Origin of the sequence: Bradyrhizobium sp. CCBAU 11386 (assembly GCF_028128955.1) — a bacterium.
Taxonomy (GTDB): domain Bacteria; phylum Pseudomonadota; class Alphaproteobacteria; order Rhizobiales; family Xanthobacteraceae; genus Bradyrhizobium.
Window position 1 is genome coordinate 164722 of sequence record NZ_LBKA01000002.1, and the last position, 18049, is coordinate 182770.

The 18049-nt window shown below is 59.7% G+C and carries 15 protein-coding genes and 2 pseudogenes; 8 read left to right on the top strand and 9 right to left on the bottom strand.

Features of this window, described 5'->3' with window-relative positions; all coding sequences use genetic code 11:
- Positions 1 to 66: 66 nt before the first annotated feature.
- Both XI09_RS00990 and XI09_RS00995 read left to right on the top strand, forming a co-directional pair.
- A complete protein-coding gene (locus XI09_RS00990; protein ID WP_271565328.1) occupies positions 67 to 579 on the top strand; it encodes an iron chelate uptake ABC transporter family permease subunit in 513 nt (170 codons plus the stop codon).
- Complete coding sequence (locus XI09_RS00995) at positions 516 to 1052, top strand: hypothetical protein (protein ID WP_271565283.1); 537 nt, start codon at positions 516 to 518, stop codon at positions 1050 to 1052. The genes XI09_RS00990 and XI09_RS00995 overlap by 64 nt, the downstream gene beginning before the upstream one ends.
- 567 nt (positions 1053 to 1619) lie before the next feature.
- On the opposite strand, the gene XI09_RS01000 is transcribed toward XI09_RS00995, so the two are convergent.
- From XI09_RS01000 to XI09_RS01025, 6 genes and pseudogenes are all read right to left on the bottom strand, one after another.
- The gene (locus XI09_RS01000; protein WP_271565284.1) at positions 1620 to 2219 is read right to left on the bottom strand and encodes a DsrE family protein; all 600 of its coding nucleotides are present in this window, start codon (positions 2217 to 2219) and stop codon (positions 1620 to 1622) included.
- 36 nt (positions 2220 to 2255) lie between these two features.
- The gene (locus XI09_RS01005; protein WP_271565285.1) at positions 2256 to 2876 is read right to left on the bottom strand and encodes a hypothetical protein; all 621 of its coding nucleotides are present in this window, start codon (positions 2874 to 2876) and stop codon (positions 2256 to 2258) included.
- Entirely contained in the window at positions 2873 to 3916 is a 1044-nt protein-coding gene (locus XI09_RS01010; protein ID WP_271565286.1) for a TAXI family TRAP transporter solute-binding subunit, read from the bottom strand. Before XI09_RS01010 ends, XI09_RS01005 begins: the two co-directional genes overlap by 4 nt.
- A 92-nt stretch (positions 3917 to 4008) precedes the next feature.
- Positions 4009 to 5469, bottom strand: a complete 1461-nt coding sequence (locus XI09_RS01015) for a hypothetical protein (RefSeq protein WP_271565287.1) — start codon at positions 5467 to 5469, stop codon at positions 4009 to 4011.
- Positions 5470 to 6860: 1391 nt separating this feature from the next.
- A complete protein-coding gene (locus XI09_RS01020; RefSeq protein ID WP_271565288.1) occupies positions 6861 to 8672 on the bottom strand; it encodes a hypothetical protein in 1812 nt (603 codons plus the stop codon).
- A 700-nt stretch (positions 8673 to 9372) separates the two neighbouring features.
- Positions 9373 to 10163: pseudogene (locus XI09_RS01025) on the bottom strand (IS256 family transposase); the annotation flags it as partial.
- A 437-nt stretch (positions 10164 to 10600) separates the two neighbouring features.
- On the opposite strand from XI09_RS01025, the gene XI09_RS01030 reads away from it, so the two are divergent.
- The 4 genes from XI09_RS01030 to XI09_RS01045 all read left to right on the top strand — a co-directional run bounded on the left by XI09_RS01030 (position 10601) and on the right by XI09_RS01045 (position 13263).
- Entirely contained in the window at positions 10601 to 10846 is a 246-nt protein-coding gene (locus XI09_RS01030) for a hypothetical protein (RefSeq protein ID WP_271565289.1), read from the top strand.
- 238 nt (positions 10847 to 11084) lie between these two features.
- Entirely contained in the window at positions 11085 to 11885 is an 801-nt protein-coding gene (locus tag XI09_RS01035) for a hypothetical protein (RefSeq protein ID WP_271565290.1), read from the top strand.
- A 35-nt stretch (positions 11886 to 11920) separates the two neighbouring features.
- Positions 11921 to 12178 carry a hypothetical protein gene (locus XI09_RS01040; protein ID WP_271565291.1) on the top strand — a complete coding sequence of 86 codons (258 nt, stop codon included), beginning with the start codon at positions 11921 to 11923 and terminating at the stop codon, positions 12176 to 12178.
- Between the two features lie 179 nt (positions 12179 to 12357).
- A complete protein-coding gene (locus XI09_RS01045) occupies positions 12358 to 13263 on the top strand; it encodes a nucleotidyltransferase family protein (protein ID WP_271565292.1) in 906 nt (301 codons plus the stop codon).
- Positions 13264 to 13289: 26 nt separating this feature from the next.
- Here the strand turns inward: XI09_RS01045 and XI09_RS01050 are convergent.
- A pseudogene (locus tag XI09_RS01050) lies at positions 13290 to 14647 on the bottom strand (IS5 family transposase).
- On the opposite strand from XI09_RS01050, the gene XI09_RS01055 reads away from it, so the two are divergent.
- A complete protein-coding gene (locus XI09_RS01055) occupies positions 14552 to 14767 on the top strand; it encodes a hypothetical protein (RefSeq protein WP_271565331.1) in 216 nt (71 codons plus the stop codon). The pseudogene XI09_RS01050 and the gene XI09_RS01055 sit on opposite strands and share 96 nt — an antisense overlap.
- 91 nt (positions 14768 to 14858) lie before the next feature.
- Here the strand turns inward: XI09_RS01055 and XI09_RS01060 are convergent, their stop codons facing one another.
- Complete coding sequence (locus XI09_RS01060; RefSeq protein ID WP_271565293.1) at positions 14859 to 15245, bottom strand: H-NS histone family protein; 387 nt, start codon at positions 15243 to 15245, stop codon at positions 14859 to 14861.
- Positions 15246 to 15977: 732 nt separating this feature from the next.
- On the opposite strand from XI09_RS01060, the gene XI09_RS01065 reads away from it, so the two are divergent.
- Entirely contained in the window at positions 15978 to 16346 is a 369-nt protein-coding gene (locus XI09_RS01065) for an H-NS histone family protein (protein WP_271565294.1), read from the top strand.
- A gap of 84 nt (positions 16347 to 16430) precedes the next feature.
- Here XI09_RS01065 and XI09_RS01070 read toward each other — a convergent pair whose 3' ends face one another.
- Positions 16431 to 17903 carry an exopolysaccharide biosynthesis polyprenyl glycosylphosphotransferase gene (locus XI09_RS01070; RefSeq protein ID WP_271565295.1) on the bottom strand — a complete coding sequence of 491 codons (1473 nt, stop codon included), beginning with the start codon at positions 17901 to 17903 and terminating at the stop codon, positions 16431 to 16433.
- Between the last annotated feature and the right edge of the window lie 146 nt (positions 17904 to 18049).

Sequence of the window (18049 nt, forward strand, 5' to 3'; positions counted from 1 at the left end):
TGATGGGACTAAGCGGTCGAACGTCTTGCTGGGCTTGCCGACCCCAGTCTCAATCGTTTCGTCGGAATCGGAGCCGGCCGCAATCGGCGGGGCTGCGGCGAGCGCGGCTCAGGGACCGACATCCTTGTGCTCTGCGGCATCGCGCTGTTCTTCACCTTCAACGCGCTGGTTGCGCTGACGCAGTTTCTGGCGAGCCAGCAGGCGCTTCAGCAGCTCGTGTTCTGGACCATGGGCAGCCTATCGCGCGCGAGCTGGGACAAGGTGGGCGTGCTCGCCGTCGCGCTCCTCGTCACCTTGCCGTTCACCCAGCGCGCGGCCTGGCCGATGATGGCGCTACGGCTCGGCGGCCAAATAAGAGTTTTGGATAATACGAAGATTGGCCGCATTCGCATTGACATAACTCAGAAGGGCGGTCTTTCAGGGGGTCCCGCTTCTCGGACTTCAATCTTTGGCAGGACCGCAATGGTGACGGCTTTGCCCAAGACGGGGAAATTCTGTCCCTGTCGGCCGCGGGTGTGCGCTCGATCAATCTCGCGGCATCCGCGACGGAAGCGTCCTGGGAGTTCGGCAGCACCGTGATCGTGAATCGCGGAAGCTACACCCGCACCGATGCGCGCACGATGGAATATGTCGATGCCGCATTGACGCGGGCGACGGTGCCGCAACCGCTCGCCGTCGACGTCGCGAACGTCTCGAGCGCCGCAACCTCGGCCGAAACTCTGGCCTCGGTGCTCGAGATCCTGTCCGCGAATCCCGCGCCCTCGATCGGCGAACAGTTCTGGCGTGCGATGGATGCGATGGCAGGGCCGGCGTTCACGGACAAGTTGGAAGCAACGCGTGCTGCGGCAGACGCCGCTGTTCCGTCGCACCCTGGCGTCAATGCGGACAGTTGGGTCGAGCGCGCGGCGAGCGGTGAGGGAACGACCGATCAGTCGCCCGCGCTCCTCGCGCTGATGCGGCAGGAGATGTCCGCGTTCGGCACCAATGCGGGTGCAGCCGATCTCGCTTGGCGCAAGGATGCAGCAGCACATCCGATGGATTTCTTCGCCTGACGACGCCGTCGACCGTCGAGCCAAACGGCAATCGCAGAGAAGGTCGGCCGGAATGGACGCCTGTCTTGCCGGATCGCGAGAACAGGTTAGGCTTCAAGAACCGACTGCCAGCGGCTGTCGGTGTCGAATTTTCCAGTCGATTAGGTCGTTGTGGGTGCAGGGCCTTACGTTGCCGCTTTTTCGGTCGCCCGAGCGAGAGGCTAGACCAGTGCTTTCCCGAGGAGGGTTACCCCGCGCCATGGCTTGAGGTCCTGCATTAAATTGCTGCGCTTGCGGTGACGCGATCTTACCGCGCGGACGGTCTCACCTGCCGGAGAGGGAGACGCCATCCATCAATCCGGCCGTGGAGGGCCGATTCACGCATCAATCGCTACCAGATAGTCTGCATGAAGAGTAATCGGAGCCTTCGATCCGTCGAGAACCACACGGAGACTCTTCGGATAGTATCCAACGCCAATCACCCTCCCAGTCTTTCCAGCCAAGCGAGGGCCAGCTGTGGACCTTACCTGAATGCGCGACCCCGGTGGAAACCTGGGGTTGGTTTGGGCGGATCCTGACATGGCCGGCTTACGGTTTGACGTAGGTCCAGCCCATCTCCTGCAATTCCATCACGCGCACGACGCCCGACTTCACGACTTCCGCCTGCCGAACAATCGGTATGTCCTTGTTCTCGGCCTTCTGCATCTTCTCCTGGGTGTTGCCGCAGGCCTTGAACGAAACCTCGGGCGTGCTCAGGGCCATCTCCTCGATGCGCGTCTTTACCGGCGAGGTGTCTTCACGCAGCATGTGCAGGCCGGGCCCGAACGTGACGACCTCGATCTTCACCTTCTCGCCAGCGTCCTTGTAGTATTGCGTCACATTGGTTGCGTTGTTGAGCGCGAGATTCATCGCTGCGGGGTCGTTGGTATTCACCTGCAGGATCAAATGATGTTCTCTTTTCTTCGCTGCAGCCGCATCCTCCGTGCGGGCAAACGCGGAGTGTTTCCGCGTCGCCGTCGTCGGCTTCGCTACCTGTTGCCTCGCATGGCCCGCCTTATGCGGGACGGGTTGCCCGTCTGCCGGCGTCCAGTATCTTCCGCCCTGCTCCGCGGCCGAAAACGATGCGGAAACCAGAACGGCGATCGCTGCCATCGCGACCGCTTTGGCGATATGTTGAAATCTGATCATTATCCGCCTCCATCGAAGAAAATCATATTCACACCATCAATGATTTGGTGTCGCGATCGCGCGCGGCCATTTGCACGCCGCGGCCATCTTCGCACGCACCGCGTCCAGCCCGGCGAGCGAGAACGTTCCGTCATGGGCAGCGCCGCCCCGTGGTGAGAGCAGGACGATAAGGTCCCCGCTGTCCGGAAGCGACTGCAGCAAGCGAACAACGTCTCCGGTGAACGCGACGCCGGGGCCGAATGCCGGGACGGCTGCCGCAACCTGCACCGCCGGATTGTCATTGACGCGATAGGAGATTGCATCGTCACCGCCTCCGCGAGAGATGCCGGGGCCCGCGAGTGCCAGCTCCGTCCGGCCGCCGCGACAGCGGATCGACAATTGCATCGCGGACTCGCCGGTCCCACTGCGCGACGCTGTCGTAGCGGTCGCGATCGGTGCGTAGTCGATGGGGGAGGTCGTCTGGCTGACGATCCAGTTGTCTTCGGGCGTCAGGCGATACTGAGGTGCGGTGGTACGCGTCAATTTATTCAGGCACGCCAAGCGCTCCGCGTGGTCTTTCTGAAGGCAGGAACGGAGCTGCGTCATGGGATCCTGGGCCAACGCAATGCCGTTTGTACCGCCGAGTGCAATAAGAAGAAGGACGGCGGCGCGTTTCATTGCGATGCTTGTGTTGCGCGGGGCTGGCGATCCAGCCACGCCCGCGCCGCAGGGACGCGCGTGAGACCCGGAACCGTCGCAGCGAGATTGATGGATTTCCACTTCGGATCGAAACCGGGCCCCTGCAATCTGTCGATCCGGGAGAACAGGTGATCGATGAAGCGCGCGACGCGCTCAGAGCGGTTCGAGTTGGCCGGCCAATTGAAAGCGACCAGAGCGGTCGGCACGGCGATCGTTGAAATCCGTTCGCCGGGCTTGATCAGATTGGGATAGTCGGTCCCATCGAGGGCGGCGGGAAGATAGTAGTCCTCGAACCTGCTCTCGTATGGGAGGGGCAGGAACTTGAAACCTGGCTCCCAACGGCCCCGCACGAAGGCATCCACCGGCTTCGAAGTAATGAAGACGACGGCTGCCATCTCGCCCTTGCGCATCTGCTCGAGCGCGACCTGGTGTGGAATGAACGTCTTCTCGACCTCGAGATTGAGGCGACTGAAGATCAGCGGCCCCGAATAGGCCGCAGCGGTGCCCTGCGTATTGAAATTGACCTTCTTGCCGGCGAGATCGCTCAAGCTCTGAATCTCCGGCCGAACGAAGATGTGCAGCTCGGACGGGAACAGATTCAGGACATACGCAATTCGTCGCTGAATGTCCGGCACCTGGCTCTTGTATTCCTCGAGCGCGTCGGAATTGATGATCGCCGCATCGATGCCGCGCAAATAGAGCAGGGAATTCAGGTTTTCCGCGGCTCCGCGCGTGACGACCGGCAGAACATGCAGATTATCCCCATCATCGACCACACGGGCCATTTCTGCTGCCAGGCGGATCGGCGCGCCCTCGAGGAGACCTCCGGCCAGGCCGATCGTCCAGGCGTTCATGGAGATGACCTCAGGCCTCGGCTGTGGCGGCTCGGGCCGTGTCAGACGAACCTTGTGAGGCCGAGTATCCTGCGGCCGCGCATCTGCCCAAGGTTGAATGGTCAGGAGCAATGGTGCGAGCGTCGCGAGCAAAAGCAGCCGCCGCAATCCGATAAGCCTTTTCATCGACCAACTCCTCTACAAATGCTGCATCTGTGGCGGCCCTTCGATCCCTGAGTGCGCGCATGACTGGTTCGGAAACCGCGCCACGAGACTTGCTATCGACGCAACGCTTCGAATCGCGCCTTCGCCTCCTTGATTCCTCCAGCTTCGGCCTGCGCATAAAGATCCCGGGCTTTGGTCGCGTCGCCGCGCGTCCCATACGTTCCAAAGTTGGGAAGGATCAGCGGATCGTAGGTTTCCGCCAGCGCGAAGGTTGCCTGCGCATTCCCCATCCCGGCGACGTGCTCCAGCACGACCCGCGCCGCGCCGACGTCTCCCTGTTCGAGCAGCAAGCTCGCGCGCGCCATGAGCCTCGCCACTTGCATCCCTTTGTCAGGATTGAGCTGCGCATCGCCGGGGCTGCGCGGTGCTATGGCCTGGTCTTGAACTGGCTTGTCTTGAACAGGCTTGTCTTGGATGGGCTGGTTCTGGACCGGTCGTGCCGGCGCTGCGAGCGGCTCCTCGCGCACGGCCTGGCCAGTGGTCGCCAGCTGGGACGCAGCAGAGGAATTTTTCGCCACAAGCGCGTCGTTGTCATGACGCGCCAATGCGAGATCCTTTTCCAGTCGTTCGACCCGCTCGCGCTCACGCTGCAACGAGCTGCGCAGCTCAGCCGAGTCTCGCTCTCCGGCCTGCTTGATCCGTATGACTTCCTCGTTTGCCTTGGACGCTCGCTGGGTCTCCGCGTCGAGATCGCGGCTTGCCTTTGCGAGATCCCGGGCCAGCTGCTCAGCACGCTCGCGCTCCCGTTGCTGCGATTGCCGTAAGTTGGCGGTATCGCTCGCTTCCGCCTGTTTAAGCTGCGCCGCTTCCTCGGTGGCTTTGGCCGCCTGAGCTTCGTACGCGTAGATCTTGCTGCGCGCCATCGAGAGATCCTGCGCCAGCGCATCGGCTCTCTCGTGCTCCTTCTGCATCGATCGTCTCTGTTCCGCGGTGCCAGCTTGTGCGGCTTGCGTCAGCTTGGCGAGTTCGTCGCTCGCCTTTGCCGCAAGCGTTGTCTGAGACTCGATATCGCGCCGCGCTGCCGCAAGATCCTGCTCCAGCTGTTCGGCCCGATCGTGCTCCTGTGCGAGACGTTGCAGTAGCTCGATATCGTGTTTTGCATTCCTGAGTTCGCAGGACAGTGCCTCCGGCCCGCCGGCTTCCAGTTCCGGAGACTGCTGCGGCTCTGCTCTATCGGTCGTCGTCGCTTGGGCGACCTGCATCGATTCGTCGTTGCTGCCATGGCGCAGCGGCAGCGCCGCGAGCTCATCACGACCAGCCATCCTGTTGGAAACCAGATTGTCGGTCGCGTATCGTGCATCCGCCAGGTGCCGCGCTTGATCGGGGGACGCCTTCGCCCCCGCCATGGACGTGATCGCGAGCACAGCCGCTACCAGCCACGGGGTCGCGGATCGTCCCAGCGAAGGCAGGTGTCGCATCGTCTTCAGCGCAAACGGCATCCTGTTCGAGGCGCGGCGCAACGCATCTGCGAAGTCGCAGGTGGTAGTCAAATTGAGAATAATCCTGCGACCCATTGGCAATGACCCGTCGCATGATGGTCCGGTTCGTTACCGATGCCTCATTATGCGCGCCGCCTATGGGCGATCCTATAACTCGCATGGAGGACCCTCGCTTGCCCCTTCTCTTGCTCCAGAAGAGGTACCTCCAGGGACGCCTACAAAGGGTCGTTGTGCCTGTGATCTCAGGGGGCCACGATGGACCGCGTTATCGTTCTGGTTGTCTACGCCTGCACGGGGGCGGTCTCCGGGATCGCTCTCCTGGGGGCGGCAGCGGCCAAGAATTGGGAGACGGTCGAGGTTGCCTCCGCAGCCGTTGTGCAGACGGTTTCCGCTGCAATCGGTACGCAGCAAGGCCACCCGGTTCAGGCCACGGCTGAGTCCGCCGGCGCGGTCGTGCACGGACCCGAGAAGCCAGCTCTAACGTTGGTCGAACGGAGTGCCCTCCTTGCTGCCCTGCTATCGCAGAGCGCCCGAGACCGGTCGGAATGCCTCTGGACGCGCCGGCGGCGGGCCTGTTCGCCGTCGGCGACCGAGCGCGTCGATGTCGAGGAGGACAAGTGGGGCGTTCGCGTCGGCTCTGCGCGGCATCCTTCAACGTCCGGAACTGAGCGGGGAGTACATCATCCAGGAGGACGGCACGATTTCCGTGCCCTTGCACCGTGCAAAGGTTGGACGAAATATTGATTAAAAACGCAATTAAATAGCGAACAATTTAGTTAATGTTATGATTAAATTTGAGTGGCGGCGTCAGAAGTGCGCCATGACCTCGAAACGGCTCCAGCATGTTGCTTCCAGCTCTCGTCCAAGGATGGCGAAGCCGTTTCGTGTCCTGTCAATGGGAGGTCGATCGTGTTCATCGCAATTGCGGTCGCAGCGACAATAGCGGGGATCATCTTGGCGGTCTCGATAATACGGCGAATCCGAACCAATTTTGAATTTTGGTCGGAAGAGAATTGAACGATCGAAGGCGATGTCGTTCGACGATCATCAAACGCGACGTACCTCTTAATGGTAAGCCAGCGAGAGCTGGTTGATGCTTGACGAACCCTCATGCGATCGTTTTGAGTCGCCCCTATTGGATTTCCGATAGCCAGGCAATTTTTGGCGTAGGTGTCATATTAGAGGGCGTACAAATGAGTAATCGTGATCGCGCCGCGGTTCTCCGCCAGCATCTTGAGGTCCTTGCTTCTGAGCTTTCCGCACTGGAGGATCTTCGACGCCGTGTGCTCGCCGCCCAAAGAAGGTTTGGCGTCGCACGCCAAAGGAGGAGACGATTGGTCAGGAAAGCTGACGGAGTTCGCCGGGGCGGATGCGCTAGCTTCTAGCGAAGGCGCTTGGACATGTGAAGGCAGAGCAGTAAGTCGAGGTCCGCCTCTGATATTGCCGCCCTTGCTGGGACGATGATGCTACTCAAGTGCGTCTAACCGCTCCTTCGCCTCCTTGATTCCTCCTGCTTCAGCCCTGGCGTAGAACTCCCGTGCCTTGATCGCGTCGCCGCGCGTTCCGTACGCGCCCCATTTGACAAGGATGTTGGGATCATATGTTTCGGCGAGTGCGAAGCTTGCTTGAGCACTACCCAGCTCGGAAGCACGCTCCAGGACTGCTCGTGCCGCACCAATATCGCCTTGCCCGAGTAAGCCGCTTGCGCGGGCAATCAAACGCACCAGCTCCGCTGCCTGTTCATGCTCGAGCCTAAGGTCACCGCTGCCAGCTGCGAGCCGAGCCGCGCTGGCGGTCTGAGTTTCAATAGGCGGTACGCGAGCGATTGCTCCAGCCGTGACGACGCTAAGATCGGTAGACGGTGCCTTCGCCTTGTTTGGTGTCGCCGCAAGCTCGGGCAGAGACTGCCGAAACTGCTGCTGCGATGAGCCAAGCAGCCGGGCCCCTAGTTCCCATGCCGGCGGCGTTCTCGTAGACCTGCCTACCGCAGTCCTTGTCTCAAGAGTTCGGCGTGCTGTCGCAAGTTCCTGCTCCAGTCGGCTGGATCGAGCGCGTTCTTGCCGAAGCAGTTCTTGCAGCTCTTTCGATCCACCGTCGGTCGATTGCGTCGTGCGCCCTGCTTCGTCGTTTGCCGCGGCTTTGGCTTCGTATGCGAAGACTTTGGTGCGCGCCTGCGAGAGCTCTTGTGCCAGCCTATCTGCTCTTTCGTGTTCCTCCTTGAGTAATGACCTCAATTTGGCGAAGCCATTTTCCGCCGTTCGCCTGATTTGGCCCGTTTCCTCGGTCGCCTTGGCGACCTCTAGGGATCGGTTCTCGAGCTCGGATCGCATTGTCGAAAGGTCCTCTTCCAGTCGCTTAGCGCGACCGCGTTCCTGCTGGAGGGTCATCCGCAGCTCCGCGAGAGCTTTCTCCGCGGCCTCCTTCGCGCTAGTCTCTTCTGCGGTCACCTTGGCAGCTTGCGTCGATTGTGTTTCCAGTTCGCGGCGAGCGACTGCCAGATCCTGCTCCAGCTGGATCGTTCGATCTCGCTCCTGCTGCGTAACCTTTTGCAGCTCTCGCTCTGCTGCTTGCTTCAGTTCGGTGCTCTCGTTGCCGGGTCTGGACGTCAGCGTAGCTTGCAATTCAAGATCGCGGCGCGCCAGGGCCAGCTCCTGCTCCAGCCGTTGTCCTCGCGCGCGCTCCTCTTGCAGCGATTTCTGCAGCTTTTCCGATTCATTCTCGGCTGCTTCAGCAATGTTGATCCATTGCTCGCGTGCATGCTGTAGCAGTCTTAGGACCGAATCCGGCTCCTGCTGGGATGTTTGAAGATCGCGCGTCAGAGCCTGTACTTTCCGCTGTTCCTGGATCAGAGCTTGCCGCAGTTCCTCAGTATCGCTGGTTTTGGCTTGTGCAAGCCGCTTGGCGGTCTTGTCGATGGATTGCCCAATCTGGGCCGGCCGCCGCACGCCCAGGCGTATCGTCTGACTAGAGTCTGTCGTCGCAGCGCTGGGGCGTAACGCTTGCGGAGTTAGCTGCAGGTCTTGGCGTTCCGCGAGACCCTGGGTCGTCGATACCCACGTCGCCGCCATAATGGCCGCTGCAATCCACGCCGGCTTCGTTCGTGCCCGAACGGCTCGGCGCTTAAAGGAATGCTCTGCGAGCCTCGCTTTGTCGCCGGGGACGGGTAACTGGACCGAGAATTCCAGAGTTGGCCCGATGTTATCGCCGACAATGCCCGATCGTCTCCGCGTTGCCGCTTCTACACCCATCGGCCACATGAATGCGGCGCCTTTTTCCAATCTATAATCTGCATGTCAATTTCTAAATTTAAACAAATTATTGTTTAATAATCAATAGATTGTTTTGACCGGAGATCGAATAATATGCCTGCCGATGGCAGTCGCTTTCAGCCGGGTCCATTGGATCCAGCGGTGCCGACCAGGTCAGGTGTTTAGTCGCGAAAACGACCACGAGGGTGGACATTGCGCAAACTGGGTGGCCCGCGCGTCGATCTTGAACCCGATCGCCTTCTAGGACGGCTTGAATAGCCTGCGAGGAACGTTGACCGACGTCGATTGCCTCTCATCGTCGGCGCCATCGAGCTCGCGTGCAACGCCTGCCTCAAGCGAGTGGTTCCGCATCTGCGAAAGCGACGCTGAGCCGCGCCCTTGCCTAGGCCCTGCGCTTCCGCGTTGCGCTCTCTTTCTCGAAGCATCCGTAGTTGCGTCAGCTGTTGAACGAGTTTGAGCGCCGTGTGGCGCAGAACGGCCATGCGACTGCAAAACCGATCGCTCACTGCAATACCCCCAAAGGAACGTCCGTAACAGAGTGCTGGACTAGCGTTCAGAAAGGGCTGGCGGCACTGCCGTCGCCCGATCGCGGATTGCGTACACCCCACTTGCAGCCGGGCTCGCTCGGGGCAGACACGATCGTGCCCCGGGGCGTGGTGTAGCTGAGTGCGGGTGACCGCGTTCGCCGGCATGGGCCGGATCGGTCAGGTGGGAAGCTGACGGCGGGATCATCGCCCAATGGGGCGATCGTTTCCGGTGTCATGTATCGGCCGCGCTGGACGGCCCACTCGTCGTTCTGTTCAAGCAGGATGGCACCGACCAGACGAGTGATGGCATCCTCGTTGGGGAAGATGCCGGCCACCTTGATTTCGCCGTTGAGCCGTTCGAGCGGATGGGTCGAGTGCAACTTGGCGCGGTGCGCGGTCGGGAAGCTCATGTAGGCCAGCACTTCGGTCTCGGCCTCATCGAGGAAGGCCGCGAGCTTCGGCAGGTTCGGGCGTAGCTGATCAGCGATGCGCCCCCATTGCGCCCGCGCCGCTTCGGCATCATCCTGAGCAAAGGCGGTGGCGATGAAGGCGGAGACGACGCGCCGCCCGCTCTTGCCGGCGTGTGCAAGCGCGCTGCGCATGAAGTGCACGCGGCAGCGCTGCCAGGTGGCGTTGAGAACCTTTCCGACCGTGGCTTTGATCCCTCATGGGCGTCAGAGACGACGAGCTTGACGCCGCGCAAGCCCCGCCGCGCCAGCTTACGTAGGAACGCGGTCCAGAACGTCTCCGCCTCGGACGGGCCGATGTCCATGCCGAGCACTTCGCGGCGGCCATCGCTGTTGACTCCGACCGCGATGATCACCGCGACCGAGACAATGCGCCCGTTCTGCCGCACCTTCACATAGGTCGCGTCGATCCACAGATAGGGCCAGTCGCCCTCGATCGGGCGATTGAGGAAGGCTTTCACCTTGTCGTCGATCTCACTGCAGAGCCGCGACACCTGGCTCTTGGTAGCCAATCATCTCGCGCAACAGATCCGTATCTGGGGTCTTCTCCATGAGCGCGCGTAGGTTCATCATGTCGTCGGTCATCGGTGGTTCCTCGAATCAGGTTGGTGTCGCAATCCAAACCTTATCGACGAATCATCGGAGACCACGCGCAAAGCCGCCCGCTCGTTACGGCGCCAGGTGGGGCGCGCGTCGCGAGCGGCTAGTCAGCTACACCACTCTCTGGGACACGACCGCAGACACCACCCTCGATGATCGACGGTAATCTGGCTGATCATCGTTTCGACGCAGCAAATTCGAGGCGATCCTCGGTGTTGAATGCCCTGCGCCCGGTTCAAATAAGAAACAATTGTTGACTTGAAAATTTAAATATAAATCTCGTTGTTAATTGCCGGCAATGACGTAAGCTAGCTCTTTAAAGTCCGTGCGGTTGGAGGAGACGATGTGGGAATTAATTCATACCAAGCACAACTCCATCTCGGCTGGGCAGGAGTTGGCTCAAATGCGCGAGGAATTAATAAACATTGGCGAGAAGGAGCGCATTCTGAAAGAGCGGAATGCTGATCGCGAAGCTTACCGGTATCTGCTGGATGCTCACCGGTTGTTCGCGCGCGAGGGCTTTTCGGATGAAGAATTGTTAAATATATGTCCACCTGGAGCGGACGAGGGCAGTCAGTTGGCGGCGTGACTGAGGTCGGATCTCACTTCGAAACGAAGAGCAATCGGGTGATGTGTGCTCGCGCCGGATGCGGACCTACATCAAGGCGGTACGGCGGTCCGAGAATTCCGTCGCGGCGCCGTGCTATCGCGGCTACCGCTGAGTGTCGCCGGCGACAGCTGTTCGTTTGGCCTAGTGCATCGCAAATGCTGTCGCCAAACAAGTCGGCGCAGTGACAAGACAGATATCGTTCATATTGGCCGGAGCCGTGCTGGATAAATCATCGGCAGAGATGGTGTTGAGACCGGCGGCGGATGCGGGCTTTGCGTTGCTGGACGGTCGATCGGTGCTTTTTAGCGAAGCAGCGCAGAAGATCTACGAACTGGACCAAATGGGGGCGTTCATTTGGTGCAAGTTGGCGCAAGACGCTTCCTTGGAAAATATCCATCAGGAGCTTGGGAAGCTGGGCATTGACGAGCAGACGGCCCGCCAATTCACGCGGCAGGCGATGAATATCTGGATCGACCGAGCGCTGCTCGACGTCGACTGGCGAAGCTCGACCAATTGTGCCTTTTCAGCGATTCTAGGTCGGCGCAAGATCACTATCCGGGCTGAAAATTGGGATCTATTGAAAGAGTTGGTCTCTCTATTTAGTGTTTCAGACCACAGTGCCGGCGATGACGGGATTGCGATCGAGGTAATGGTGCTCGACGATCAAGTGTTATTCCGCGGAGATGACGCGCGCGTCCGTAGATGTGAAGTCGAAGCACTGGCACCTGCAATCAAAGCTTATATCACCGAGCGACTTATCCGAGATGATCGTTCGGCCCTCGCCCTCCACGCCGGTTCTCTCGCGAAGGGCGGCATGGGCTTGCTGCTCTGCGGCCAACCGGGAGCCGGAAAGTCAACTCTTGCACTGCAGTTGGTGGATGCCGGATTTCAGTATGCGGGCGATGACGTCGCGCTGATCGGGACTGACGGAACGATCCGTGGAATTCCGTTTGCTCTCACCCTCAAGGAGGGGCGTGGGATTTACTCTTGCGACGACGAAGCGATCGGAACGACGTGACGCATTGCCGGCCAGATGGCGCTCAGGTGCGGTACTTGCCAATAGCGGACGCGCATAACGAATGCCTTTCCGCGAGCTGGATCATCTTTTTGAACCGGGTCGCAAGCGGCGCGGTCGAGCTGACCGCGCTGGATCAGCTTGATTCGATGAAGCGGCTCATCGAGAGCGCATTTGCCGCCGACGGAAGACTGTCGCTGGCCGGCTTTTTCCGCTTTGAAGCGGATCGTAGCAGGCAGGCGCGCGATCGTATCAACTCACTTACTGCGAGTCGGCGGAGGCCCAGAGGCTGCTGATGGACTTGTGCGATGGCAGGGCATAGCGCGGCACTGACGATCCTCTGCAATTGCTTGCAAGGCTTACCTCCTGTCGAGTTGGAGTGGACCTCCGTCATCGGGCTCGCAAACCAGACGTTGACGACGCCGGCGCTGATCGACTTCGTCGATCAACATCGGTGCTGCCGGACGACGTCTGCATGTATATCCGCCAGATCTATCGCCGAAACGTGCTGCGCAACGATCGGTTGGCCGGTCAATTGGAAGAAGCTGTCGTTGCGATGAATGGCCAGGGAGTTACGCCAGTGTTGCTCAAGGGAGCAGCGACACTGGCCACCGCGCCTGTTGAGCGGCGAGGAGTTCGGCTGATGTCTGATCTTGATGTCATGGTCATGCCGGACGAAACCGAAAGGGCGGTCGCGGCTCTCCGCGCAATTGGCTATGAAATTCATGACCAGGCGCCTCCCGAGAGCCGGAGATGGTATGTCGAGCTGAATCGGTCGCGGGATGTCGGAACCATCGATCTGCAGCGGAGCGCTCCCGGCCCTGCCTACCTTTACCGCGGCCCCGGAGATGCTCTGAACCACTGCGTCCCTCCGCTGCTGGGGCGGGGGAGCGTGTATATCCCCACGCCCACCTACCAAGCGCTCATTCTGATCGTCCATGATCAATTTCAAGACCATGGTTATTGGCTCGGCGACCTCGATCTACGGCACCTTGTTGAATTGCGTGATCTGAATAATTCAGTTGGGGGGCTCGACTGGAAGGAGCTTACCTCTCATGTCTCGGGCAAATTGATGAAGAACGCGGTCGAAACCCAGCTGCTCGCTCTCGCTGAACTATTTGGGGTCGAGATCCCGCACTCGCTGCGTTCCCGACTGATCCCGCGTCTGCAGTTCATGCGACAATTGATGCAAGCGCGCTTTCCGGCCACACGCGTGCCTTTCCTCGCAATGACGATTCTGGACCTCAGAAATTACCGGAGGGAGGCGATCAACCACACGCAAACCAGCGCGCGCCGGCGTCGATTGTGGTCCATGCCAAGAGGGGATACCTTGCAGTTTCTGTTGAGGGCGGCTACCGCGGTTCGTGCGGGAAAGGTCTAAGCAGTCGTCCGTGAAGATTCCTGTTTTCAGGTCGGATTGAGCAGCGGCCGGGCGAAGAGTGCGGCCAGGATTTGGTGCAACAAACGCCTGAGCCAGCGGAGGAGACGGCGGAAGTTGTGGCCGACGGCGGCAAGCACGGCGTTGTTGGCATCGCCGTGCTTGAACCAGAGATAGTTGCGTTCCATGCGGTGCTCGGCCTTGAGATGGCCGATGACAGGCTCGATGGCGGATCTGCGGCGCATGGTGCGCTTGATCGACGGCGTGACACCTCGCTTCTGACCCGAGATGAGGACCCTGAACTTGTAATCCGGCGGCGCGTTGTGGCCGCGGTATCCCTTGTCGAGGAGGAGCCGCTCGATGATGTTGCCGACGAGCTTTTCCATGTCTGGGATGCCGGTTTGCAGCGTGTGGCCGTCATAGGGATTGCCGGGCAGCGCCTTCACATGGGTGACGAACAGGTCGCCCCCGGCGTGGCTGAGCGTGGTTGCGACGGAGACCTCGGCGCCGAACTCGTAAGGGCGATGGGCCTTGCCCTTGCCGATGCATTCGACCTCCGGCGCATGCAGCGAATAGACCTTCGGCCCGCGCTGGCGCTGCTGCTGCTCGTGGACGCGGCGCGCCAGCAATAACAGCTTCGAAAACCTCCCCTCGAGCGCGGCGTTGCCCGCGATCTTGCGGCTGATGTCGCGCATGACCCGGCCGAGATAGGTACGCAACGTCTTCAGCGCCCGCCTGGCACGCTTGAACTGCTTGGCATGGGCGTAGCGCTGATGTTTTATCAGGGCGAACTTGCCCACCCTCGCATAGGACTGGCGTAAACCCACCCCGGTGAGCTGCGCCAGCCGCACCAGCTTCTCGCGCGCCGGTTCAGAAGCTTGGCATCGGTCGAAAACATCACGTTCTTGGGCTGCACCGTCGTGTCGACGATCACCCGGGAGAACTCGGACGGTTTGATCGCCTTGGTCCTGACGGCAACCGACAGGCTCTCCTGCAGCAGAGCCTGAAGCCGCTCCTCGCCCATCCGGTTGCGCCAGCGCGTCAACGACGAGCGATCGAACACCAGCCGGTGCTGGAAGAACTCCTCGCCGCAGAAGAACTGGTAACAGGGGTTCTCCACCCAGCGCTCGCACAGCACCTCGTCGGACGGGTCATAGGTGTGCTTGAGGATCGCGAGCCTCGCCATCAAGCGCGTCGGCAGCGGCGGCTGGTCAGGGCCGTCGGTGTAGACCGCTCCGAACTTCTGCTCCAGGAAGCCCCAATCCACAGCGCGCGCCAGCGTCACCAGCGAATGCTTCATGTTGATGATCCGATCGAGCCGGGAGCGAAACAGATCCTGCTCGCCGGTCTCGCGCCGCTCCCGTGGCCCAAACCTCCGCTCATGCACTCTGACGAGCAGAGAATCACGACCGCCGATTCGACGGAATCCCTCATTCGATTTTGCAAGGAAATCGGCCCCGCCATCGCGATTGCCGGCAAAATCAATCGCCGGCATTCCTCGAATTAGCCCGTAACTTCAGGCTGTTCGCGTTACTTCACGGATTTCCGCAGGGCTAAACCTCTTTCGGGCAATCCGACATTTGCGCAGCCGCGCAGATCTATGAATGCTCTCGACCGCTGGCATTTCGATCGGATGATTCGCCATTATCGCGAATCCTGAACTCCTCCAGCGTGTGTCCGGATTGGAGCGCGGCAACCAGCCAGCGAGGCTGTTTGCCTCGCCCTGACCAAGTTTCGGTCGGCTGGAGCGGGTTGAAGTATTTCGGCACGACCTTTGGGTATTTACGGCGCGGCGGCTGGCCTGTCCCCGTCTCGGCCGCCCCGCCTTCAGATCCGCCGATCTGCCCTGGCTGGTTCAGCTGCGCAAGGCGCTTTTCCAGTTCCCGCTTTTCGGCGGTGATCTTTTCGGTAAGAATCTTCGTTAGTTCCTCGTGAAGGAGCCAAAGTTCCTCAAAATCCATGGCTTCGAGATCCTGCCTGCGCATAGCGTTCTCGTCACCGTTCGGCTGATTTATCCATCTGTTATCCTCCACATTCTCGATATCATTGCCCGAGTGGCGAATTAACCATAGACCGGCGCCAGCATTTTCAAATTGACGCTTGCAATAAATATATTATATTTATTAAATAATATTGCGAGGATTATTTTATTAATAGCGCCCACAGACCAAGGAATTTGCTGTAGGTGCAAAGAGGAAAACAACGTTGATCGAGTATCCTCTTGGACGTCTCCAAAATTCGATCAGCCGGTTTGTCGTTCAATCGGCTGCATTGTCGGACATCCGCTCCCTGAAGGCTCAAATCGAGCTCAGGCGATGTGCGCTAAGGGATATCGAGGTTATTCGCTCCCGTCTGCGGCTGTCCAAAAGCTGCATGATATGCAGTCTGCCCAGGAGGAATAAGGGCGGCCTCACGCGCCGGGCAAATTCGTCAAGAGTGCGCCGTGGCAGATTGTTCGTGCTGCCCGCTTCTTGATGCGTCCTTTAATTGGGTGTCGCTTGAAGAGCATGCGGCTGCACGTAGGGTGTGTAATATTACTCCCTCCGCTGATTAAATTGTGCGGACAGCTCATTTTTCAGCTTGATTAGCAATCGCGACGCAGTTATCTGGAACGAGAATTTCCAGTTCGGTTCCATACATTTTTTGGCAAATCGGCCTTTCGGTCTTGATTAACGTCGGGCTGCGGCAATATCACAGCGCAACTACAGGGTGGTGGCATGTCAACCAAGAAACTCGAATTAGAATCAATGTCTCTTGACGATCTCTGGTCGCTTCATGAGGAAATCAGCGGCATTTTGTCGGACCGGATTAAGGCGGAAAAGCGCGAACTGGAGAAGCGCCTGGCCGTCCTCGGCGGCGGGATGGCTGTTTTGGCGGATTCGCGCGGGTCGGACGTGTCTCCGGCCGGCAAACCGAGACGCAAATATCCGCGAGTGCTGCCGAAATACCGGAACCCCCTGACGTCCGAGACCTGGTCGGGGCGTGGTAAGCGGCCGCGGTGGTTGGTTACTGCCATGAAGTCTGGCCGCAGGATTGAGGAGTTTCGCATAGGGGAAGCAGGTTCGAAGGTTCGGCAACGGGCGTGACTTCATCTGCCTAATCGGCGGGGATTGTTCGGCCGGCTGGCCCGGCGCAGCTTGTTAGTCCGTAGGTCTTTGTCCGGATCGAGCCTAATAGGCGTTCCGCCCCCGCAAGACCTCCATGGGAGTTCGCAGCAGGATAGCGAGATCCAGCCAAAGGCTCCAATTGTCGATGTACCAGAGATCGTACTGCACGCGCGTTTCGACCATGACTGCTGTGGGAGTTGGGCCGCGGCAGCCGTGAACTTGGGCCCATCCGGTCAATCCTGGCCTGACCCTGCGGCGGAACGCGTAGTTCCGCACGAGCTTGTCAAATTGTCCGTCGTGGGCCAAGGCATGAGGACGCGGACCCACCAGCGACATGCTGCCGTCGAGAACATTTAGCAACTGCGGCAATTCGTCGAAGCTTGTCCGACGCAGCCATTTGCCGACCCGGGTGACGCGTTGGTCAAGGGGATTGGCCTGAAGGATCACTGGGCCATCCTCGAGCACATGCATCGTCCGGAATTTGCGGATTGAAAAGATCCGGCCGTTGAAGCCGCAGCGTTGTTGCCGAAAGAATATGGGGCCGGGAGAATCGAGCTTGATCGCGACCGCAGCCAGCACAAGCAATGCCGCAAATATCGTCAGGGCGAGCCCCGCGCCGACAAGGTCAATCATTCGCTTGCTCGCGCATTCGAGCGCCGTTAGGGGGCCTCGCTGGAGTTCTACACAAACGGCACTTCCAAGACTCCGCGTGGGACGTCGAAGCAATTCTGATGCCGCGCCGACCGGAACGAACATGATCGGAAATGGCAATACCCGCAAATCCGCAATGAAAGCGCGTAGGTCGGACCACCGCTCCGGGTTCGCCTCCACTATGATTTCATCGATTTCGGAGCTTCGGCTTTGTTCGATCACGCGGGCACTGAGCCGCTTGCGCCAGCCAAGATCTGAACCCATCGACGGCAAGCTGAATCGCTCCCTGACGCAAAAGCCGAGGATCGCGAGGGTCTCCGTTAGACCCGCATGCTTTGAAGGCGCTTGATCGGTAATCAGGAAGATATTAGTCCCGGCGAATTTTCGGCCACTGAGGCATTTGATCAGCAATGCTCTGACAATACACCGCTCAGCGATCAATGAAGCGAGACCGAGCACGGCAAAGGGTGGGCCAGCACCTCGGGATAATTCCGGGTAAAGGTTGAACGCGTCCATGGTGGCAGCGAGTACAAGCAATGACATCCAGGCCATGCAAACGGCGCGGATTTGGCTTCGGAGCACGAGAAGTTCAGGCGGTCTATACAGACCGTTTGCTTTCATTCCGGAAACGAAGAGCGCCGTTGCGACAATGGCAGAGCCCGCAGCCTTGCTCAGATCGCCCACGACTCCGCCGCTATGGAGTTTGTAGAGCAATGCGGAGAGGATGCTTGCGAAGAGGATGGTTGCGGCGTCGGCGCAAAGTGCCACGAATTCAATCGACTCGTATCGGACCGGCCACTTCCGCTCTGGAGGCGCAGACAACTCCGCGCCGAGGCCTGCCGCATCGCTGCCACGATATCCAACATGTCGGTGGACAAAGTTCATTGCGATGGCGATTTCAATTTGGTTAATTTAATTTAATCTATTATATTTTTATTAATTATATCAAGAGAAAAACGATAAGCTAAACGATATTTAATGGTAGTGGCCGGGTTCCTGCAGGTTCTGACGAGTTCCAGGAACGCAGTGGT